Here is a 21,068-nt window from a genome sequence, read left to right on the forward strand (position 1 = left end):
GTCCTCCGCGCAGCACCGGAGGGATCCGGTTGTGGCTCAGGGCATCCGCACGAGGCAGGTCGTCGTGGCGTGCGCGAGGAGGCGACCGCTCGAGTCGAGGAGGCGCCCTTCTGCGGTGCACTGCGTGCGGCCCCGGTGCAGCACCGTCCCGACGGCGCGGACCTGTCCCGTGCCGGGCCGCATCGCGCGGAGGTAGTGGACGTTGAGCTGGGCCGTCGTGTAGTCGGCACCGGGCGGCAGGGTCGTGTGCACCGCGCAGCCCATGCAGGAGTCGAGGAGGGTCGCCGCGATGCCGCCGTGGACCGACCCGAGCGGGTTGAGCATGCGGTCGTCCGGGGTGAGCACGAAGCCGGCGGAGCCGTCCTCGACCGACTCCAGGTCCATCCCGAGGAGGGTCGCGATGGTCGGGGGCGGCAGCAGGCCCGCCGCCATCCGCTGCATCACCTCCAGCCCGGAGAGCGTCGAGAGGCTGTCGGCGGTGGTGCTCACGGCTGCGCCCCGGCCTGGAGCGCGGTGGTAACCGGGTCGTGGGCCGCCCGGCGGCGGGGCAGGGCGAGGGCGGCGGCCGACGTCAGCACGCCGCAGACGACGAGCATCACCCAGACGCCGTGGAAGTCCCCGGCGGCGGTCGTCGGCGTGACCGTGCCGAGGATCGCGACGGTGAGGGCGACGCCGAAGGTCGCGCCCAGCTGCCGGATCGCCTGGTTGACGGCGGCGCCGGCGGCGAAGTCGTCCCGCGGGAGACCTTGCACGGCGGCGCTCGTCAGTTGCGGGAGCACCAGCGCCACCCCGAGCCCCGTGACGAGGGACGCGGGGAGCAGCTCGGTGAGGTAGGCGGGTCGGTCACCGAGCCCGGTGAGGAGCAGCAGCCCGCCGCCGGCGTAGAGGAGGCCGCCGGGCACGAGAAGGGCGCGCTGGCCGTGGCGGGCGGCGACGCGGCCGAAGACCGGCGCGAGTGCCATGACGACGACGGGGCCGGGCATCATCGCCATCCCCGCGCGCACGATGCCGTAGTGCCACACCGCGAGCGTGAACTGGACGAGGGCGAAGAACATCGCGGTGAAGCCGATGGTGAAGGCGGCCGTGGCGATGTTCGCCCAGCGCACCGACGGGGTGGCGAAGATCGTCAGGTCGAGCGCCGGGTGCGGGACCGCGAGGGTCCGCCGGACGAAGACGGCGAGAACCACGAGACCACCGGCGAGGACGCCCAGCGTGGTCGGTGAGGCCCATCCCCACGGGTCGCTCTGGACGATGCCGAGCGCCAGCAGGGTGAGGGCGCCGGCGAGGAGGACGATGCCGAGCGGGTCGGGGAAGCGGGCCCGCGCGGCCTCCCGCGACTCGGGCAGGAGGCGGGCGCCGAGGACGAGGGCGAGTGCCCCGACGGGGACGTTCACGAGGAAGGCCGCCCGCCAGTCCCAGGTCTGCACGAGCAGCGCCCCGAGGGCGGGGCCGGCGGCCGCGGCGAGCGCACCGGACGCACCCCAGACGGCCACGGCGACCGGGACCCGGGCGGGCGGGAAGACCGAGAGGACCAGCGCGAGCGAGGCCGGCACGAGGGCGGCGGCACCGAGCGCCTGGAGGACGCGCAGCGCCACGAGCAGGGCGGCCGACGGGGCCAGCGCGCAGAGGACCGAGGCGAGCGTGAAGGCCACGAGCCCGACGAGGAAGACGCGGCGCCGCCCGAACCGGTCGGCCATCCGGCCCGCGGGCACCAGCGCCGCCGCGAGGGCGATCGTGTAGGCCGACAGCGTCCACGACATCGTCGCGAACGACACCGACGGGAAGCTGCTGCGCATGTCGTCGAACGCGACGAAGAGCACCTGCGCGTCGAGGAAGACCATGAACACGGCGAGGCTCGCGACGGCGACGACCGCCCAGGGGCTGACCGGGCGGGGTGCTCCCGCGGCGTGGGCGTCCATGGACGGGGACGCTAGACCCTTTCGCTTGAGAAAATCAACCACTTGATAGAGGAAATCAAGCGTCATACGATGGCCGCATGCCCGGCAAGAGCTACGACCAGTACTGCGGGATCGCCGCCGCGCTCGACGTCGTCGGCGACCGCTGGACGCTGCTCGTCCTGCGCGAGCTCTCCTTCGGGCGGCGGCGCTTCACCGACCTGCGCACCTCCCTCCCCGGGATCGCGTCGAACCTGCTGACCGACCGGCTGAGGGACCTCGAGGGCGCCGGCCTCGTCGAGCAGCAGGAGCTCCCCGCGCCGGCCGCCCGCACGGTCTACGCGCTGACGAGCGAGGGCCGGCGCATCGGCCCGGTGCTGGGGGCTCTCGCGAAGTTCGGCCTGCCCTTCCTCGCGGATCCCGTGGACGGTGGGGTGCGCCCACGGACCGCCGTGCACGGGATGCTGGCTCCGCTCCTCGACGGCGCCGCCGCCGCGGGGCGCGACCTGCTGGTGCGGTTCGACCTCGACGGCGAGGAGCTGTGGCTCCAGGTGCGCGGGGGCAGGCTCGAGCGCCCCGACCGCAGCGCCGACCCCGACCTCGTCCTCACCGGCTCGGCCGCCGCCCTGGTCGAGCTCTGCCGGGGCACGGCGGACCTCGAGGCCCTGTCGCCGCGGCTGACCGTCCGCGGCAGCCGGGCCGCGCAGAGGACCTTCCGCGAGCTGTTCCCCGCGGCCCGGGTCGTGCCGACCGCCTGACGCCCGCGGCTGGGACCGGCCCCCACCGGAGCCCGGGTCAGCGGGCGCCGATCCAGACCATGTGGTCGACGAAGTGGTCCAGCTCCGGGCGGTCGCCGCTGATCACCGTCGTGGCCGGGCCGTCCAGCGGACGACGCCGGCTGAGGACACCGAGCAGGTCGACGGCGTCGCCCTCGATGGCGACGGTCACGTCCGAGTCGAGGCCGGTGGGTGCGGTCGACGCTGCGGAACGCTCCAGCTCGAGCGGGGCGTCCGTACGACGGACGAGCCAGCTGCGGTCGGCGTCCCGCGCCGACCACCGGATCGTCTGGCCGCTCCCACGCATCGCCTCGGCGAAGCCGGGGACCATGGCGGCCCAGCCCGCTGACGTGACCGTGGACAGCCAGTCGTCGACGGCCTCGCTCGCCAGGGCCGGGGCCAAGGTGTAGGGCTGGCCGACGCTCAGCGCGACGTCGAGGCGATGCACCGAGACCTCGCCGAAGAGGCGCGCGGACCAGAAGGACAGACCGTCGCCCGTCCGGCCCGGGTCGAAGACGGCGACGTCGGCCGGCGCCCGGTCGATGGTCGACACGGCGGCGGTGGCGCCGTCCTCGAGCCACGCGGCCCACTCGCCCGGGTCCTCGGGGGCCTGCTCCCACGGGATCGAGAACGCGACCGCCGGGTCGGTGGCCCGCTCCTCGACGAGCCGGGTCACCCACCGCTGCGTCGCGCCGATGTGCTCGACGAGGTCCCGCACGGACCACTCCGGGCAGGTCGGCACGGGTGACCGGGGGTCGACGCCGGCCACCAGTGAGGCGACCTCACGGGTCTGGTCCAGCACGGAGTCGGTGAGCATCATGACGTCTCCTTCGGGTCCCCGGACGGAGGCCGAGGGCGGTTGGTGCTGCTGTGGTGAGAGAGACCCGGGACGTCGTCGGAACTCATCGGGATCGGACCGGGCACGTCGCAGAACGAGCGCCGGGTCACGTCACGACGAGGTGGTGACCACGAGCTTGCGTCCTGAGACCCCTCGCTCCAGGCGCCCGATCGCCACGGGAACCTGCGCCAGCCCGTCGCCGACGACGTCGGCCGGGGGCGCCGGTCGGAGGCTGCCGTCGGCGAGCGCCGAGGGCAGCAGCTGGGTGTAGACGATGCGGCCGAGGTCGCTGCGGGAGAGGTCACCTCCCCAGATCGCGGAGACGTGCACGCCGTACCGGCGGGCCAGGAGCCCACGGACGGTCGTCGCGGGACCCGGCTGCGCGGAGGACACCCGCACCGGGTCGCCGTGCGGGCGGACCGACCGGACGACGCGCAGGGTGGGACCGAGCGACGGCGGCGCGACGGCCAGCGCACCGACGAGCCGGTGGCCTCCGCGCTCCAGGACCTCGACGGCCGCCGCGACGGCGTCGGGAGCGTGGTGGTCCAGCACCTCCTCCGCGCCGAGGCCGCGCACCAGGTCCTGGTTGTGCGGCGCCGCGGTCGCCACCACGCGGTGACCGGCGAGTCGGGCGAGCTGGATCGCGCTGCACCCCACGCTCGTCGACCCACCCCAGACGAGCACCGTGCCTCGCTCGGTCCCGGGCGCATCGCCCGGGAGGTCCAGGTCCAGCCGGTCGGGGTGGAAGAGACCGACGGCCGCGGTGGCGACCGCCAGGGGCAGGACCACCGCGTCCGTCAGCGCAAGGCGGTCAGGCAGCGCGGTGGTCAGGTCGGCATCGAGGACGACGTGGTGCTGGAAGGCCCCTCCCTCGGGTCGGTTGCGGTCCCGTTCCTGGCCGGTGGCCAGGCCGATGACGCGGTCGCCGACCCCTACGCCCGTGACGTCCTCGCCGACCTCCACCACCCACCCGGCGACGTCCACGCCGAGCACGGTCGGGTAGCGCAGCCACGGGTACACCAGCCAGCGCACCGGCGGGGGCATCGTGTCGACGGGGTTGACGGCCACGGCGCCCGTCCGCACCACGACCTCCCCGCGACCGGCGGTGGGGTGTGGGGCGGAACCGACCCGTGGTCGCGACCACCGGGACCGCACCCACACCGCCTCGTTCTCTCTCGTCATGTCGTCGTCCTCCTGGTGCGTGTGACCGCGCGTGGGTGGATGGGATCCGTCGTGCCGGCCGGGTGCTAGAGGTGCGTGGTCTCCGGGTCACCACCCCACAGCCGTCCCCCGCGACGACCGAGCCCCGTGATGGCGTCCATCTCGGCCTCGGTGAGCCGGCCGACGGGGGCGAGGTTCTCACGCTGTCGGCCCGGGTCGGCGGACTTCGGGACGGGGTCGGCACCGAGCTGGTGGTGCCAGCGCAGGACCACCTGTGCGGGGGATGCCGACAGCCGCTCGGCCGGGCGGGTGACCTCGGGACGCTCCAGCAGCACCCGGCCGCGACCCAGTGGGCTCCACGACTGCGTCCGGATGCCGAGCCGCTCGTGGACCGCTCGCTGCGCGGCCTGGGGCAGGTGCGGGTGCAGCTCGACCTGGTTCACGGCAGGCACGACACCGGTCTCTCCGACGAGCGTCTCGAGGTGGGCCGCAGTGAAGTTGGAGACCCCGATGGACCGCACCTCACCCTCGTCGCGCGCGGCGACCAGGGCCTGCCAGGTCTCCACGTACCGGTCGAGACGCGGGTTCGGCCAGTGGATGAGGTGCAGCCCGATCCGGTCGACGCCGAGGGTGCGCCGTGACTCGGCGATGCTGCGTCGGGTCGCGTCGTAGCCGTGGTCACGGGCCCGGATCTTCGTGGCGACGACGACGTCCTCCCCCGGCACCTCACTGCGACGGACCGCCTCGCCGACCTCCCACTCGTTCCCGTAGCCGACGGCCGTGTCCAGCAGCCGGTAGCCGAGGCCGAGGGCGGAGACGATGGCTGCGATCCCTGCTTCCCCGGTCAGCCCGAACGTTCCGAGACCGATGGCCGGCAGGTGATGGCCGTCGTTGAGCCGGAGCGGTTCTCGCGAGCCGCCGTCGTCGCTCACGGGGCCGTCCGGCCGGCGGAGTACTCGGCGTCGGTGACCGCGTCGCCGAAGGCGACGTCGCCCTCCTGGACGGCGACGTAGGTCATCCGCTCGTCCTCGCGGGCGCCTTCCCAGTGGCGTGGACCCGGCGGGCACCACACGAGGTCACCGACGCGGATCTCAGCGACGGCCTCCCCCTCGACCTGGGCCCACCCGGTGCCGCTGGTCACGACGAGCGTCTGCCCGCGGGTCGTCGTCTTCCACGGGGTGCGGGCACCCGGCGCGAACGCCACGGCCGCACCCACGAGACGGCTCGGCGCCCCTCGGCGGAAGTACCCGCTGATGGTGACCTCCCCGGTGAAGGTGGCCTCGGGTGCCGGGGTCCCGCTGTCCTCTGCCTGGCGATGGATGTCCATGGTCTCTCCTCCGTGCGGTGTTCGACGTGCGGCGGACCGGGTGGTCAGCCGCTCTCGGTGGGACGTCGACGGCTCTCCGCCGACGCGCTATCGGGTTGTGCCACAGTGCCGTCGACGATCTCCAGGACGCGGTCCGCGACCGACAACGCGGTCGGGTCGTGCGTCGTCACGAGCGTCGTCATCGACCTCTCCCGTGCGAGCCGGGCGATGAGGTCCATGACCTCGGCCCCGGTCTCGGAGTCGAGCTGGCCGGTCGGCTCGTCGGCCAGCAGCACGCCGGGGTCGGCGACGAGGGCCCGGGCCAGCGCGACCCGCTGCTGCTGGCCACCGGACATCTCGTCCGGCCGGTGCCCCGCGTGCCCGGCGAGGCCGACGTGGTCCAGCGCCTCCAGCACGCGGCGCTCACGCTCGTCGCTCGCGGTCCCCCGCAGCCGCAGCGGCAGGCCGACGTTCTCGCTCGCCGTGAGGATCGGGACCAGCCCGAAGGACTGGAAGACGTAGGACACGAGCTCCCGGCGCAGCCGCAGGAGGCCGGAGTCGGCCATGGCCGTCACGTCGTGCGGGCCGAGGTGGACGGACCCGCCGTCGGGGCGGTCCAGGCCGCCGATGACGTTCAGCAGGCTGGTCTTTCCCGACCCGGAGCGGCCACGGACGGCCACGAGCTCACCGGGCTCGACCCGGAGCGAGACCCCTCGCAGGGCATGGACCGCGTTCTCCCCCAGCCCGAACGTCCGGACCACGTCCCGGACCTCGAGCACCGGCCCGGTCACGATGCGTCCCCGGGGTCGCGCCGGGTCGCGGGCCAGACGCCGATGTGGTCGGGCTCGAGGTCGAGGCGGACCCGGTCCCGCATCGACAGGCGGGAGGTGAACCTCGACGGCAGCTGCAGGCGGCCGGACCGGTCGAGGACCGCGTACTCCTCGGCGACGACCTCGCCGGCGGCACCGTCTCCCCGACGAAGCACCTCGGTCGAGGTGCGCCCGTCACGGATCCTCACCGTCCGGGTGACCTGCTCGCTGACCAGGGCGTCGTGCGTGACGACGAGCACGGTCGTCCCCAGGTCACGGTTGGCGCGGCGGAGGGCGCCGAACACCTCCTCGCTGCTACGGGTGTCGAGCTCACCGGTCGGTTCGTCGGCCAGCAGCACCCGGGGTCGGTTCGCGACGGCGACGGCGAGGGCCACCCGCTGCTGCTGACCACCCGACAGCATCCCGGGACGACGGTCCCCGCAGTCGGCGACCCCGAGGACCTCCAGCGTCTCCCGTGCCCTCAGGGCACGCTCGCGCCGTCGCACGCCGGCGAGCAGCATCGGCAGCTCCACGTTCTCGTTGGCCGTCAGGTACGGCAGGAGGTTGGCCGCCGCCTGCTGGAAGAGGAACCCCACCGTCGAGCGGCGGTAGGCGAGGCGCTCGCGGCGTCCGAGGTGCGCGAGGTCGTGGCCGGCCACGAGGGCCCTCCCCGCGCTCGGGGCGTCCAGCCCGGACAGGATGCCGAGCAGCGTCGACTTCCCCGACCCGGAGGCACCCACGAGGGCGACGAGCTCGCCGCGCTCGATCCGCAGGTCGAGTCCCTGGAGCGCGACGACCTCGATGCCCTCCGCTCGGAAGATGCGGACCAGGTTGTCGCAGAGGACGTCCGGCGGTACGTCGGGCTCACGGTGGGTGGCCGGAGCGGTGCTCGTGGTCATGCGGTGGCTCCTCTTCTCAGGTGTTCGGCGAGGGCTCCGCCGCGTGCGTGTGCGGCGTCCACGACGAGGGCGAGCACCGCGACGACGAGGACCAGCGCTCCGGCCGCCAGGGCGGGCGCGACGTGTGGTTCCAGCGGTGGCCTCCCCAACCCGCCGGTGACCGGCGAGAGGTCGACAGCGGGCCCGACCAGGACCGGCGCCAGGGAGCCGACGACCACGCCGGCGACGGTCGCGACGAGGACGACCGGCAGCACCTCGGTCCAGGCGAGGGACCGCTCGGCGCCGTGCGGCAGTCCCATCGTCCGCAGGCGGATGACGAGCGTGGCCCGTTCGTGACGCGTGCCCTCGAGGAGCAGCGCGACGGCGAGGAGGATGAGCAGGACGGCGAGGGCCGCCCCGACCGCGTAGGTCCACGCGACGAAGCGCGGCAGGGCGAGGTCACCGACCCGCTCGACCACGTCGGTGGCGGCGCGCACACCGGTGACGCGGTCGCTCGGCGTCACCGTGGCCGGGTCGGCGGACAGCAGGTCCTCCGTGCCGCGGGTGTCGGCGGCGACGAAGGCCGTGTGGGGTCGGGCGAAGGACACCGCCTCGCCGAGCCGGTCGAGCGGGACGAGGACGGCGGGGACCTCCCGCCCGCCGGACCTGCGGACGAGCGAGGGGTCGACGGCGGTCGGCTCGATGTCCACCCGGACCCCGCCGACCGAGAGCTCGCGCCCCTCCCCGACGCCGGGGCCGACCACGGCCGGCAGGCGCGCCGCGTCGCCGGTGCCCTCGGCGGGGACGGCGGCGAGGGGGGCCGCCGTCCCCGCGAGCAGGCGTGCGTACGCGGTCGGGTCCGCCCCCACGACGAGCACCTGCGTGGTGACCCCGCGGTCGATGACGGTCCCCTCCTCGACGTAGGCGGGCACGACGTCCATGACACCGGGGCGGTCGAGCAGCGCCTCGACGTCGTCCGGGTCGACGCGGACGGCATCGACGCGAACCGGTCCGCCGACGTCACGGAGGGCGGCGACGTCGCGCTGGTCGCGCACGGAGATCACGAGCGAGGCGGACAGCGCGAGGACGGCGGCACCGACGACCACGGCGACGACGGGCAGGGCGCTCGCGCCGCCGGTCCGGGCCGACCGGCTCAGCCCCAGGAAGGCCACGAGCCCCCGCCCTCGGCGGGCGAGGCGAGCGGCCGTCCGCACCGGCCACGGGAGGACCCGTAGGGCGATGACCGCCCCCGCCGCTGCGACGAGGACGGGGGTGAGCGAGACCAGCCAGTCCGTGCGACCGCTCGCGATCTCCTGCCCCCGGGCCCGGGCCGTGGTCACGGCGAGGACCGCACCGGCGAGCACGGCGACCTCGCCGACCACGCGGCGCGCGCGCCGGACGAGGACGGCCCGCCGGGCCGCGAGGTCGGTGGAGTCGGCGTCCTCCGCCCTGCGCAGGTCGAGGACGACGGCGCCGACCGCGGCGAGCACGGGAGCCAGGGCCAGCAGCACGAGCTCGAGGACGGTGAGCCGGTCCCATCGCCCCGGCAGCAGCCACCCGGTGACGGCCGAGACGACGAGGACCGCCGAGATCGCGGCGGCAGGACCGGCAGCGGACGGCACCAGGACCTGACCCACCGACCCGCCCCGGGCCCGGAGGAGGCGCGCGCCGGGCCGCCCCAGCCGGACCGCCGTCACGGCCGTAAACGCCAGGAGAAGGGCGACGAGGGCGGTGAGGCCGGCGCCCACGAAGGACCGCAGCACCGAGACGCTCCGGAGGGCGGCGTCGTAGCGGTCGAGGACACCGGGCAGCCCGCTGGTCGTCGTGAGGGTGCGGCTCGTGAGGCCGTCGAGGCGTGGGTCGGTGTCGAGGCGCGCCATCAGGGCGCGCAGCACGGGCACGTCCTCGGCGTCCACCCTCGACGGCACGAGCGGGTAGCGCCAGGAGGCGTCCAGGGCCGGCGAGCCGGACCGTCCGGTGTCCGCGCGCCACACGGAGTCCGACACCGCCCCGTAGGAAGCGGGTGCGGCCACGAGCGCGGCATGGGCCTCGACGGCGCCCAGGGGAGTGGCGATCACGGCGACACCGACCATCCGGCGGTCGGCCTGCCAGAAGCCGTCCTCGGGATCACGCGGGGCGTAGACCCCGCTGACGACGGCGGCGGCCGGCGTGAGGTCGCCGGGCCCCTGGAGGTGCAGCTCGTCCCCCGGTTTCAGGCCCCAGTACTCCGCCGTGCGCGCCGGCACCGCGACCGGGACCAGGCGAACCGTGTGCGGGCCGCGGGCGGTGGTGATCGTGCGGCGGGCGGTCGGGGCCCCGGGTGGCCCGCCCTCCAGCCAGTCCACCCGCTGGAGCAGACCGCTCTGGATGCGGATGACCGACCGCGCACCCAGCGGCAGCGCCGCTCCCGGACGGGTCAGCACGCCCAGGTCGGTCGTGGCGGCGACGCTCGGGTCGCCGAGGAGCCGGAGCACGTCGTGGCCCATGACCTCCCGCACCGCCGCGTCGACCGCGGCGAACGGCGCCGAGGGGCCGGGGCCGGTCCGGGTCGAGACCGCGGGCCGGCCCGCGACCTTCGCCGGGTCGGTGTGCAGGCGGACCTCCCGCTCGGGCGCCGCACCCGCCGTCAGGGCGTCCACGACCCCCCGGTCGGCGACCCGCGCCTCGACCCGTGGGGTCACCACGAGGAAGCACGTCGCGACGGCGGCCACCAGGACCATGAGGGACGTCGTCCCGGCGCCCGCCCGCACCGACCGGCGCACGAGCCGGCCGACACCGAGGGCACCCTGTCGCGGCCTGCGCGCGGCGCGCCCGACGCTCACGTCGACCACCCGCCGCGCAGCTGCTCGACCGAGCCACGGGGCGCCCTGCCGAGGACGGCGGCGGTCACACCCCACAACGCGGCGGCGAGTGCCGTCGCGTACGCGGCGAGGAGGCCGAGCGGGAGGACGACCCGGACGGGCGGTGCCTGCGGGTGGCCGTCACCGCCGACGAGGAACGGGACGACCGCGACCGCGGCGACGGCGCCCACACCCACGCCGAGCAGGACGGTGACGGAGACGACGAGCGCGCGCTCGAGGAGGAGCACGGAGCGGATGCGGGAGGGGGGCATGCCGAGGGCGTGGAGCACGGCGTTCTCCTGCCGGCGGGCACCCGCGAGCGCCGCGGTGCCCGCAGCGACGCCGACGGCGGCCAGCAGCGCGGAGGCCGACGCCACGAGGAGCATCGCCGACATCAGGCCGCTGTTGACCGGGTCCGCACGCCGGCTCGCGACGAGCTCTGCGCGCTGGACGACGGTCGTGCCGTAGGCCGACCCGGCAGCCAGCGCCGCGGCTGCTGCGCCGGGGTCGCGTGGGTTCGCCCACCACTCGTCCGGCTCGATGACCGCGCGGCTGCGCTCCTCGACGCCGTCCACGCTCACCGGCGCCGCACCGAGACTCGGGAGGTCGAGCAGGACGCCCTTGCCGGGGACGTCGGCCGTCGGGAGGACGTCGACCACGCCGACCACCCGGATCGGCACCTCGCGCGGACCGAGGGCGAGGCTGACCGCACCGCTGCCGGAGGAGCGGAGCGCCGCCTCGACGTCGGGGGTGACGACGGCCGCGACAGGGCCGGCTGCGGTCGGGGCCGCGTCCCACCAGAGGCCCTGGAGCGTCGAGTCGTCCGAGAACCCTTCCGTCCCAGCCACCTCCGCCCCGTCGACCGCGACCCGCGACACCGACAGGGCGGTGACGTCGTCGGCATCCGCGCCGAAGCGGACGATGTCGGGCAGGGGGACGGCGATACCGACGAGGGTGGCGGGGCCCTCGACCTCCGTGAGGTCGGCGACGAGGCGGGTGTCGGTGCCGCGCACGGCACCGAGCGGCACGTCACGGACGACCCCACGGGCGTCCCTGAGGTGGGCGACGGCCGCGTAGCCCTCGGTCGCCGGTCGCGGCAGCGTCGTGCGGGCGGTCACCTCCAACCGACGACCACCGACCGGCAGGGCGGCCCCGGCGCCGACGTCCCGCGCCGCGGCGAGGCGGCCCACGACGGCCGGCCACACGCCGGCGGCGACGGTGTCCGGCCGCACGTCCATCACCCTCCCGGCGACGGCGGTGTCGGCGGCGAGGACCGTCACCGTCCCCAGTGCGCCGAGCCCTGCGCTCCCCCGCCAGACCGGCATGACCTCGTCGTCCCCGACGATGCGCCGGACCAGGGACTCGGTGTCCCCGGCCCCCTCGCCGACCCCCCTGACGACCCGCAGCGCTGCGCCGCTCTCGAGCGCGGACTGGTCCTCGAAGGCCCGCTGCGTCGTGGCCGAGTGCCCGAGCGCGATCGTCCCCAGCGACGTGGCCAGCACGACGAGGAGCACGGTCACCGTCTGCAGGGCGATCCTCCCGCCGAGCTGCCAGCCGGCCCAGGCCGCGCCGAGTCCTCGGCGGTTCGCCGCCCACGCGGCGAGCGCGCGCGCCGCCCGCGGCAGCAGCCGCAGGCAGAGCACGGCCAGCCCGGCGACGACCAGGGCGGGCGCCGCCGCGGTCACCGGGTCGAGGGACGTGCTCCCCGTCGCGGCGTAACGGCGCAGCTGCACCGCCGCGACGACCCCGAGACCGACGAGCGTCAGGTCCGCCCCGGCCCCGGCGAGGACCCGCAGCCCGCCGCCGGCGTCCCTGCCCCCGCGCCGGTGCGTGGACGCCCCCGCCCCGACCCACGAGGTCGTCACGGTGACCACGAGCACGGTGAGCACCGTGAGCGGGATGAGCACCCGCCAGAGCATCGGGTCGGGCAGCCCGGACGGGCTCGACGCGGCCGGAACTCCGGGGGCGAGGGCCCGGGCCGCGACCGGTGCGACCAGCACCGTGCCGCCGACCCCGAGGAGGGTGAGCGCCACGGCGTCCGCGAGCGCGAGGGCCGCGAGCCGCGCCGCCGAGCCGCCGCGCAGCCCGAGCAGCCGGGTGTCCCGGGAACGCAGCGACGCCAGCAACGCCGAGGTGCCGACGAGGGCCACGGCCCCCATCAGGCCGACGAGCAGCGTCGGCGCCAGCGTCGAGACGGTGATCCGCCGCTCGACGACCTGGGCGGAGCGGACGAGCCCGGGGAGGTCGGACAGGACCCGGGGGCTGCTCACCGGGAGATCGGTCGGGCGGGCCGAGTCCGCGGCCCCTGGCTCGACCGGCAGCCCCACGGTGCGGCGCAGGTCTCGGACGGTCTCGTCGACGCTGCGCGAGAGCGCCGGGAGCGCGGCCGCGTCGGTGGTCGTGAGGTCGACGGCGGCCCGCCACGTCACGGTGGACGCACCGACCAGCGATCCGTCGAAGGCGCCGGGCGGGACGACGAACGGACCGTACGTGGTGAAGTCGGACGCGGAGACGCCGACCAGCCCGAGCGGGAGGTCGACCCACAGGGCGTCCTCGGGCGACCGGGGCCGGAAGAGCCCGGTCACCACCAAGGTCGCCCCCGGGGCATCCTCGTCGACGACGTCGGACACCACGAGCCGGTCACCGACCGCCAGTCCCAGGGCCCGGGCCGCGGTCTCCGGGAGCGCGACCTCGACCGGGACACCGGCCGGCCGGCCGTCGTCGGAGGAGGCCCGCGGCCACCGTCCCGAGACGAGGTCGCTCGCGGCCTGCGTGCCGTCGACGTCGGCGAGCAGGGCACGGTCGGTGGCGAGCCGTCCGGGCAGCCCCCGCGTCGTCGTCGTCGCCACCCGCGTGACGCTGCTCTGCCGCAAGCCGGCCAAGGACCGGCGGACGGCGGCGTCGACGGGTGCGAGCGAGCCCGGGCGGAGCCCGGCCGACACCACGACCGACCGGTCCTTCGCGGGGACGTCGAGGGTCGAGCGGACGCCCGACGTCGAGATCTGGGCGGTCAGCAGCTGGAGCACGGTGACGACGGCGACCGAGGCCAGGACGGTGGCGGCGGTCGCCGCGACGGCCACGGGATGGGCACCGACACGACGGCGCAGCAGGCGGGCGCTGCGCACTGCTCACCCCCGCCCGGGGGAGGACGTCGGGGTCACCCGACACCGGCCGTCGCACCGCCGTCGACGACGAGCTCGGCGCCCGTGACGAAGCGGGCCTCGTCACCGGCGAGGAAGAGGACGGCGGCGGCCACGTCCTCGGGTTCGGCGATCCCGTCCAGCGGGCTGAGGGCGGCCGCCGCCTCGAGGAACTCCTCGACGCCCACCCCGCTGTCCCGCGCGTCGGAGACGACCATGGCGGTGCGCACGCTCGTCGGGTAGACGGAGTTGACGCGGATGCCCTGGCCGGCGAGCTCCATCGCGGCGACCCGCGACATGGCCCGGACGGCACCCTTGGTGGCGGAGTAGGTCGTCATCGCCGCGACGCCGACCAGCGCGGCGGCGGAGGACACGTTGACCACGGAGCCGCCTCCGGAGCGGGCCATCGCGGCGGTGCCGTGCTTGAGGCCGAGGAAGGTCCCGCCGGCGTTCACCGCCATGAGCGCCTGCCACTCGGACAGCGGGCTGTCGGCGAGCGGGCGCCGGTAGGGCAGCCCGGCGTTGTTGACGAGCACGTCCACCCGCCCGTGCTCCTGCTCCACCGCCTCGATCGCGGCCTCCCACGAGGCCTCGTCGGCCACGTCGAGGTGGACGAAACGACTGCTGGGCGAGGACGCCCGCGCCTCGTGCGCCACGGCCTCACCGCCCTCGGCGTCGATGTCGCACACCACGACCACGGCGCCCTCGACGGCGAACCGCAGGCTCACCGCGCGGCCGATCCCCGCCGCTCCTCCGGTGACCACCGCCACCTTGTCCGCCAGCCGTCCTCCACCCATCACGGGCTCCTTTCGTCGTCGTCGTCGCGACCGCGGCCGCGACGCCTGCTGTCGGTGCGTGGTCAGCCCAGGTCGGCGAGGACCGAGATGAGGGGCGCGGGCAGGTTGACCACGACGTGCACGATCACGCCGGGCCACACGGACCCGGTGCGCCGGAACAGCTCCGCCGTCACCAACCCGACGACGAACGCGCCGGGCAGGACCGAGTTGATGCCGTGGTAGAGGGCGAAGACCGCCGCGCTGCCGACGACCCCGACGACGGGGCCGTACCGCAGCAGGGCGTTCGTCACGACGCCGCGGAAGAGCAGCTCCTCGCCGAACGGGGTGAGGAGCCCGAGGAAGACGGTGGCCAGGACGAGCGCCACGACGCCGCCACCCGCGCCCTGGGCGTACTCGGCCTGCGGGTTGGAGGTGTCGCCGCTGAGGTAGATCCAGGCCGCGGACGCGAGGCTCTTGACCACCAGCGTCGCGACACCGAGACCCACGGCGACCAGCACCCACCGCCGGGTGACCGGACGCAGGCCGAAGGCCGGCACGGAGCGGATGCGGAGCCCGAGGGCCGCCGCGAACCCGAGCAGCCCGAAGATCCCGGACAGCGAGGTCAGGACGAGGCCCGTGACGACGGGATCCAGCTCCAGCTCCCTCAGCCGGGGAACGAGGACCCTCACCGCGACGGTCCAGACGAGCAGCCCGACCACGATCTCGGGGACGCCGGGACGCATCCGGCCGGAGCCGTCCGTCCCGTCGGTGGGCCGAGGGGCCGGCGCGCCGGTCGGCGGGCGGGTCTGGTTCTGCGACACGGGGGATCACTCCTACGGAGGGGATGGGGACAGGCGCCGGCCCGTCCGGGCGGCACGACTCCCGCCCACTCGACACGTGGCCGCGGCGGCCACCTCAAGCGTGCTGTCGTGTGATGTGGGTCACGTCCCGGCGTGCGACCCTCGAGGTCACGGCGCACGTCACCTCCCGTGACGCCCACGCGTGACCTACGATGCTTAGGTCAACACCGAGCACCAGTAGGAAGGAGCGCTCGTGCCCCGAGCCGGCCTCACCCCGGACATCCTCACGACCGCGGCCGCCGAGCTGGCGGACGCCGAGGGCATCGACGCGGTCACCGTCACCACGCTCGCCCGCCGGTTCGGCGTCTCGACCCCGAGTCTCTACGCACACGTCGGCGGCACGCAGGACCTGCGCGTCCGGGTGGCCGTCCTCGCCATCGGTGAGATCGCCGACCGGGTGGCGGAGGCGCTGGCGGGACGCTCCGGGCGGGACGCCGTGGAGGCCCTGGCCCTCACGATCCGCACCTACGCGCGAACCCATCCCGGCCGGTACGCCGCCTCCCGGACACCGCTCGACACGAAGACGGCCGAGGCGAGCGCCGGCCCCCGGCACGCGGCCCTGCTGCGAGCGGTCCTGCGCGGGTACGACATCACCGACCCCGCCGAGACGGTGCACGCGATCCGCGTGCTCAGCGCGCTCGTCGTCGGGATGGTCGACCTCGAGGCGGCCGGCTCCTTCGACCACAGCCGGCCCGGGACCGACCGGTCCTGGGAGCGGGTCGTCGACGTCCTCGACACCACGCTGCGCACCTGGCCCCCCGTCCACCACACCGATCCCGACCCCGACCCGAGAGACCGTCATGGCCTGGAGCCCACGCGAGCTCGGTGAGCTCGCCGACACGAGCCGGCGCACCGTCCGCCACTACCACGACATCGGCCTGCTGCCCGAGCCCGACCGCCGTAGCAACGGGTACGGGCAGTACGGGGTGTCCCACCTCGTCCGGCTCCTGCGCATCCGCCGGCTCGTCGACCTCGGCCTCACCCTCCCGGAGATCGCCGCGCTCGGGACCGCCGACGAGCACCCCGCCGCGGCCCTGCGCGCGCTCGACCACCGGCTCGCCGCCGCCGTCGACGAGCTGCAGCAGACGCGGCACGAGCTGGCCACGATGCTCGAGCGAGCCACCCCGACCGACCTCCCGGTCGACGCCGCCGCCGATGCCGCACGGCTGCCGGCGACCGAGCGCGCCTTCCTCGTCGTGCTCAGCCGGGTCATGGCCCGGCCCGCCCTCGAGGCCTACCTCGAGCTGATGCCGGACTACCGCTCCTCGCCGGCCGTCCTGGCCTTCGACGCCCTGCCCGAGGACGGCGACGAGCGCCTGCGCACCTCGATCGCGCGGGGGATCGCCGACCACCTGGAAACCCTCGCGGTGGAGCGGCAGGACCTCTTCGAGCAGCTGGAGCTCGACCCTGCGTCCGCCTCCCCCGCGGCGCGCCGGACCCTCCGGCTGGCCGTCGCCGACCTCTACAGCCCCGCGCAGCGGGACGTCCTGTCGCGGGCCGCCCGGACCCTCGGGCGCCCCGCGGACTCCTTCGCGCAGTAGCGGGCGGTCATCACCGCGTGCTGCCGACCACGTTCTGCCGGACGGCATCCCGCACGGGCGTTCGGCCACCGTCGAGCTCGAGGACCTGGCGCGAGATCCCGGGTTCGTGGACGATCTCGGCGATCGTCGCCGCGACGTCGGCCCGGCCGACCTCCCCGTGGACGACCGCCGGCCCCAAGGTGACGGCGTCCGTCGCCGACCCGTCGGTCAGGAGCGAGGGGCGCAGCACGACCCAGTCCAGGGACGACCTCGTGACGTCGACGTCGGCCCGCTTCTTGACGTGGAAGTAGTGCTCCTCGTCCGGCGGCAGCTCCCTCTCGCGCCACGCCTCGGGCAGGACCGAGAGGAGGAGGAACCGGGGTACCCCCGTGGCGACGGCAGCGGCCAGGGCCGTGCACACGCCCTCGCCGTCCACGGCGTCGGTCACCTCACGAGCCCCGCCGTTCGACCCGGCCGCGTAGACGACGACGTCCGCGCCGGCGAGCATCCCGGCCAGCGCGCCGACGTCGAGGTCGGCGATGTCACCGCGCGTCACCACGACACCGGCCTCCTCCGCCGCGCGCCGACCGCGGTCGTCCCGCACGAGCCCGCGCACGACGTCTCCGCGGGAGACCAGGTCCCGGGCGAGGAGGAGCCCGGTGCGTCCGGTGACACCCACGACGAAGACCTGCATCCCCACGACCTCCTCGGCCGGCACCGCGCGCCTCACCGTCCTACTTCTGCTCGACCGACAGGCCGGGACCGGCGGCCGCGACGGCCTCCGGCCAGGGGTCTCCCCCGAGGGACAGCGCGGACCGGAGGTAGGCCAGCGCCGCCGTGCGGATGGCGGCCACCCGCTCCGGGCTCTCGTCGGTCGTCTCGGCGGCGTCGTAGCCGGAGACCCCGCCGAGCATGTGCTCACCGCCGTGGACCATGAGCAGCGACTTGGGCGCCGGGCTCTGGGTGTAGGCGTCCCAGCGGTAGCTCAGCCGCTCGGAGAACATCGGGTTGAGGTCCCGGTCCCCCGCGACGACGAGGGCGTCGGCGGTCATCGTCGAGAAGTCGCAGTGCCGCAACCACGGGTAGGTGGTCGCGGCCCACTCGGCGAGGTCGCCGTTCCCCGGCGCGGCCAGCACCACTCCGGCCGAGACCCGCTCGATGCGGCCGTCGACCATCTCGCCGCTGTCGGGGTCCTGTATCCCCGCCCCGAGGAGCATGCAGGTGGTGAGCCCCCCGAGGGAGTGCCCGATGGCCGCGATCCTCGTCCGGTCGACACGTCCGGCCAGACCCGGCACCGCCGCCTCGATCCCGGCGAGCGCGTCGACGATGCGGCGCATGTCGTCGGCGCGGGAGCGCGCGTAGAGCGGCGCGTCCGGGTCCTCCGCCTCGCGCAGGCCGAGGGTGCCGGAGTCCAGGTGGGTCGGCTGGAGCACGACGAAGCCCTCGGACGCGAAGAAGTCCGAGAGCGGGCCGTAGCCGTGCAGGGAGGACAGGAAGACCGACGCCCCGTGACCGTGGGAGAGGAGGAGGACCGGGAGGTCCTCACCGGTCGCCGGGGCGGACACCTTGAGGGACAACGGGACCGCGCGGCCCGGGACGTCGAGCACGACCGGGTGGTAGGTGAGGACGGGCCGGCCCGCGAGCGGTGGGCCGGTGTGGGTCTCTTCGGTGATGGTCGTCATGACGGTCCTTTCGGTGGAGTGGTGCGGGAGGTCGTCCGGGCGCTCAGGTGCCACCCGTCAGGAGGAGCGAGACGAGCAGGGCGACGACCACGGTGTTGAACGTGAAGGCGATGACGCTGTGCACCGTCACCTCCCGGCGCATCGCGGTGGAGGTGACGGTCACGTCCGAGGTCGCGAACGTCGTGGCGACCTGGACGGAGAGGTAGGCGAAGTCGTCGAAGGACACTTCGGTGTCCTCCCTGCCGAGGAACTGCAGCCCACCGGTGTTGGCCTGCTCCCGGGCGTAGTGCACCGCGTACACGGTGACGAGGAGCACCCACGTGGCCGCCACCACGAGGATCGCGAGGACGGTGGTCAGGGTGTTCGCCCGCAGCTCGGGGAGCAGGGCCGTGCAGAGCACCGCCGCCAGCGCGGCGACGCACAGCACGACGGCCGCCGAGGGACCGCCGGTCCCGTACAGCGACTCGCTGCGCCGCCGGGCCCGGCGTGCCTGCACGTCCTCCCGCAGCGAGTCGGCCAGCCGCGAGCCGTCGAGCGTGCGCATCACCCGCCAGGTCAGCGCGGCGTAGAACCAGCAGAACAGGATCCACATCGCGAAGTAGAAGACCGCGAGCCCCTCGACCGTGGGCTCGGGGGACACCCCGCGCCCGACGGTCGCCACGACCGCGCCGACGACCGTCACCAATAGGGCCGCGGCCGTGCTCGTCCAGTACCGGGCTCCGTCCGACTCCAGGCGCCGACGGGGTGCCCGCGGCGCGCCCTCGCCGGGCGAGGCCGCCGGCGCACCCCGCGCCCGGGACTCGGGCCGACGCCTCACAGGGCGCACCGCGGGTCGGCGGCGGGAAGGGCCAGGTCGATGAGGTAGTCGTTGACGATGTCGTCCACGCAGGTGTTCCCGGCGACGTACGCGGCGCCGTGCTGCGAGCCCTCGACGGTCAGGTGACGGGCCCCGAGGGTCTTCGCCAGGGCGGCGCTGCCGGCGTAGGGCGCGGCCGGGTCCCCGGTGACGGAGACGACGAGCGTCGTCGGCAGACCCTCGATGCCGGTGGCGTAGGGGTAGCCCAAGGTCGGTGCGGCGGGCCAGCTCTCGCAGGAGTCGCGGGCGGTCCGGTTCCTCCCGTCGTCCATGAAGGGCGCGGCGGCCAGCATGCGTCGCCGCATCGCGGTCTCGGCCTCGGGGTCCAGCCGCTCCTTGTCGTTGCAGTGGGTCGCGAAGGCGCCCTCGAGGAAGGTGCTGTAGCTGCCGTCCGGCTGCTTCTGGTGGGCCGCGTCCCGGGCCGCCAGGAGCCTGTCCCCCTTGCCCTGACCGAGCTCGGTCAGACCGGAGACGATGGCCGGCCAGCCCTCGGGGTTGTAGAGGGAGAACAGCACGGCCTCCATCGCCGCGCGGTAGGTCAGGCTCCGCCCGCCGGCCACGGGCACCGGGCGGTCGACCAGCGGACGGACGATCTCCTGGAAGCGCTGGTCCACCCGGTCGGGGTCGGTGCCGAGGGGGCACCCCTTCGCCTTCGCGCAGGCGGCGGCCATCGTGCGGAACGCGGACTCGAAACCGCCGTACTGCTGCTCCATGCGCGCCGGGGTGTCGAGGTTCGGGTCGATCCCCCCGTCGAAGACCATGCTGCGCACGCGGGACGGGAACATCTCCGCGTAGACGGCTCCCAGCCGGGTCCCGTAGCTGGCACCCATGAAGTTCAGCTTCTCCTCCCCGATCACCGCGCGCAGCACGTCCATGTCCCGGGCGGTGTCCCGGCTGCCGAGGTGGCTGACCACGTCCGCGCCGCCGGAGTCGCGGGCGCACTGGTCGGCGACGCGCTTCGCCGTCGCGGCGTCCCAGCTGTCCCCGCCGAAGAACCACGTGGCGACGAGGTCGTCCCCGTCGCGATGCTCGTCGGTGAGGCAGTCGACGGTCGGTGTCGACGCGCCCGTGCCGCGCATGTCGAAGCCGACGACGTCGAAGTGCTCGCCCAGGCGCTGGTAGCCGGGAGTGCCCGTGATGATCGCCGCGAACGACGTCCCGGGTGACGCGGGCCCCCCGGGGTTGACGACGAGTGCGCCCTGGCGCTCACCCGTCGCACGGATCCGCATGACGGCGATCTGCGCCGTTCTCCCCGTGGGGTTCTCGTAGTCCAGCGGCACCTCGAGGCGGGCGCACTGGAGCAGCTCGCGGCCGTAGAACTCCGCGTCCGACGCCGTCGTCGCGAAGTCCGTGCAGGACCCGTACGTCAGCTCCTGGTCGTAGAAGACGCGCATCTCCTCCGACGGTGGCGGCTGCGGCCCGCGGGCCGAGGCTCCCTCCGTGGTGGGGGGCGGTGCGTCGGCGCCGGTCGAGGCGGCGCATCCCGTCAGGGGCAGGGCGACGGCGGCGAGGAGCGCGCACGTTCGTCGGATGGTTCGGCTCATGGTGGTCCTCCGGGTGCTGGTGTTGCCTCCACCCCACACCTGGCCGTTACGGCCACCACAAGCCCGGCGCCCCGCGATGGGCACCGGTGGACAGCAGTGGGCACGGTACGCCGGCGCCCCCGGGCACGACGAGGCCGCAGGGTGGTTCGTGTGCCGGGGCGGTCCCGGTCCAGTGAAGCCGGCCGGG

The 21,068-nt window shown here is 75.1% G+C and carries 19 protein-coding genes; 3 read left to right on the forward strand and 16 right to left on the reverse strand.

The window, feature by feature from the left end; translation table 11 throughout:
- Positions 1 to 36: 36 nt before the first annotated feature.
- Both ACQZ2A_RS06470 and ACQZ2A_RS06475 read right to left on the reverse strand, forming a co-directional pair.
- Positions 37 to 489: a PaaI family thioesterase gene (locus ACQZ2A_RS06470; RefSeq protein WP_430208539.1), complete on the reverse strand. Its 453-nt coding sequence runs from the start codon at positions 487 to 489 to the stop codon at positions 37 to 39.
- Positions 486 to 1,919, reverse strand: coding sequence for a DHA2 family efflux MFS transporter permease subunit (locus ACQZ2A_RS06475; RefSeq protein ID WP_430208542.1), 1,434 nt, complete (start codon positions 1,917 to 1,919; stop codon positions 486 to 488). The genes ACQZ2A_RS06470 and ACQZ2A_RS06475 overlap by 4 nt, the downstream gene beginning before the upstream one ends.
- Before the next feature lie 77 nt (positions 1,920 to 1,996).
- On the opposite strand from ACQZ2A_RS06475, the gene ACQZ2A_RS06480 reads away from it, so the two are divergent.
- Positions 1,997 to 2,653 carry a winged helix-turn-helix transcriptional regulator gene (locus tag ACQZ2A_RS06480; protein ID WP_430208544.1) on the forward strand — a complete coding sequence of 219 codons (657 nt, stop codon included), beginning with the start codon at positions 1,997 to 1,999 and terminating at the stop codon, positions 2,651 to 2,653.
- A gap of 37 nt (positions 2,654 to 2,690) precedes the next feature.
- On the opposite strand, the gene ACQZ2A_RS06485 is transcribed toward ACQZ2A_RS06480, so the two are convergent.
- The 10 genes from ACQZ2A_RS06485 to ACQZ2A_RS06530 form a co-directional block, all read right to left on the reverse strand.
- Positions 2,691 to 3,491, reverse strand: a complete 801-nt coding sequence (locus ACQZ2A_RS06485; RefSeq protein WP_430208546.1) for a maleylpyruvate isomerase family mycothiol-dependent enzyme — start codon at positions 3,489 to 3,491, stop codon at positions 2,691 to 2,693.
- Between the two features lie 129 nt (positions 3,492 to 3,620).
- Positions 3,621 to 4,691 (reverse strand): zinc-binding alcohol dehydrogenase family protein, encoded by a 1,071-nt coding sequence (locus ACQZ2A_RS06490; RefSeq protein WP_430208549.1) that lies wholly within the window; start codon positions 4,689 to 4,691, stop codon positions 3,621 to 3,623.
- 65 nt (positions 4,692 to 4,756) lie between these two features.
- Positions 4,757 to 5,602 carry an aldo/keto reductase gene (locus ACQZ2A_RS06495; RefSeq protein ID WP_430208552.1) on the reverse strand — a complete coding sequence of 282 codons (846 nt, stop codon included), beginning with the start codon at positions 5,600 to 5,602 and terminating at the stop codon, positions 4,757 to 4,759.
- Positions 5,599 to 5,997: a cupin domain-containing protein gene (locus tag ACQZ2A_RS06500; RefSeq protein WP_430208555.1), complete on the reverse strand. Its 399-nt coding sequence runs from the start codon at positions 5,995 to 5,997 to the stop codon at positions 5,599 to 5,601. Before ACQZ2A_RS06500 ends, ACQZ2A_RS06495 begins: the two co-directional genes overlap by 4 nt.
- A gap of 44 nt (positions 5,998 to 6,041) precedes the next feature.
- The gene (locus tag ACQZ2A_RS06505) at positions 6,042 to 6,767 is read right to left on the reverse strand and encodes an ABC transporter ATP-binding protein (RefSeq protein WP_430208558.1); all 726 of its coding nucleotides are present in this window, start codon (positions 6,765 to 6,767) and stop codon (positions 6,042 to 6,044) included.
- Positions 6,764 to 7,684, reverse strand: a complete 921-nt coding sequence (locus tag ACQZ2A_RS06510; protein ID WP_430208561.1) for an ABC transporter ATP-binding protein — start codon at positions 7,682 to 7,684, stop codon at positions 6,764 to 6,766. The genes ACQZ2A_RS06505 and ACQZ2A_RS06510 overlap by 4 nt, the downstream gene beginning before the upstream one ends.
- Positions 7,681 to 10,485, reverse strand: a complete 2,805-nt coding sequence (locus ACQZ2A_RS06515; RefSeq protein ID WP_430208564.1) for a hypothetical protein — start codon at positions 10,483 to 10,485, stop codon at positions 7,681 to 7,683. Before ACQZ2A_RS06515 ends, ACQZ2A_RS06510 begins: the two co-directional genes overlap by 4 nt.
- On the reverse strand, positions 10,482 to 13,628 hold the full coding sequence (locus tag ACQZ2A_RS06520) for an FtsX-like permease family protein (protein WP_430208567.1): 3,147 nt from the start codon (positions 13,626 to 13,628) through the stop codon (positions 10,482 to 10,484). Before ACQZ2A_RS06520 ends, ACQZ2A_RS06515 begins: the two co-directional genes overlap by 4 nt.
- A gap of 32 nt (positions 13,629 to 13,660) precedes the next feature.
- Positions 13,661 to 14,440, reverse strand: coding sequence for an SDR family NAD(P)-dependent oxidoreductase (locus ACQZ2A_RS06525; protein WP_430208570.1), 780 nt, complete (start codon positions 14,438 to 14,440; stop codon positions 13,661 to 13,663).
- 62 nt (positions 14,441 to 14,502) lie between these two features.
- Positions 14,503 to 15,240 (reverse strand): CPBP family intramembrane glutamic endopeptidase, encoded by a 738-nt coding sequence (locus tag ACQZ2A_RS06530; protein ID WP_430208573.1) that lies wholly within the window; start codon positions 15,238 to 15,240, stop codon positions 14,503 to 14,505.
- Between the two features lie 232 nt (positions 15,241 to 15,472).
- Here ACQZ2A_RS06530 and ACQZ2A_RS06535 point away from each other — a divergent pair, with 232 nt between their 5' ends.
- Positions 15,473 to 16,108, forward strand: a complete 636-nt coding sequence (locus tag ACQZ2A_RS06535) for a TetR/AcrR family transcriptional regulator (RefSeq protein WP_430208576.1) — start codon at positions 15,473 to 15,475, stop codon at positions 16,106 to 16,108.
- Positions 16,080 to 16,820 (forward strand): MerR family transcriptional regulator, encoded by a 741-nt coding sequence (locus tag ACQZ2A_RS06540; protein WP_430208579.1) that lies wholly within the window; start codon positions 16,080 to 16,082, stop codon positions 16,818 to 16,820. Before ACQZ2A_RS06535 ends, ACQZ2A_RS06540 begins: the two co-directional genes overlap by 29 nt.
- Positions 16,821 to 16,830: 10 nt before the next feature.
- On the opposite strand, the gene ACQZ2A_RS06545 is transcribed toward ACQZ2A_RS06540, so the two are convergent.
- Genes ACQZ2A_RS06545 through ACQZ2A_RS06560 form a run of 4 tightly spaced genes read right to left on the reverse strand, consistent with a single transcriptional unit; the run spans position 16,831 to position 20,881 of the window.
- The gene (locus tag ACQZ2A_RS06545; RefSeq protein WP_430208581.1) at positions 16,831 to 17,529 is read right to left on the reverse strand and encodes an NAD(P)H-binding protein; all 699 of its coding nucleotides are present in this window, start codon (positions 17,527 to 17,529) and stop codon (positions 16,831 to 16,833) included.
- 4 nt (positions 17,530 to 17,533) lie between these two features.
- Positions 17,534 to 18,481 (reverse strand): alpha/beta hydrolase family protein, encoded by a 948-nt coding sequence (locus ACQZ2A_RS06550; protein ID WP_430208583.1) that lies wholly within the window; start codon positions 18,479 to 18,481, stop codon positions 17,534 to 17,536.
- 43 nt (positions 18,482 to 18,524) lie between these two features.
- Complete coding sequence (locus ACQZ2A_RS06555) at positions 18,525 to 19,298, reverse strand: DUF1345 domain-containing protein (protein ID WP_430208586.1); 774 nt, start codon at positions 19,296 to 19,298, stop codon at positions 18,525 to 18,527.
- Positions 19,295 to 20,881 carry an alpha/beta fold hydrolase gene (locus ACQZ2A_RS06560; protein WP_430208588.1) on the reverse strand — a complete coding sequence of 529 codons (1,587 nt, stop codon included), beginning with the start codon at positions 20,879 to 20,881 and terminating at the stop codon, positions 19,295 to 19,297. The genes ACQZ2A_RS06555 and ACQZ2A_RS06560 overlap by 4 nt, the downstream gene beginning before the upstream one ends.
- Between the last annotated feature and the right edge of the window lie 187 nt (positions 20,882 to 21,068).

Origin of the sequence: Phycicoccus avicenniae, from assembly GCF_050496545.1 — a bacterium.
Lineage (GTDB): Bacteria > Actinomycetota > Actinomycetes > Actinomycetales > Dermatophilaceae > Phycicoccus > Phycicoccus avicenniae_A.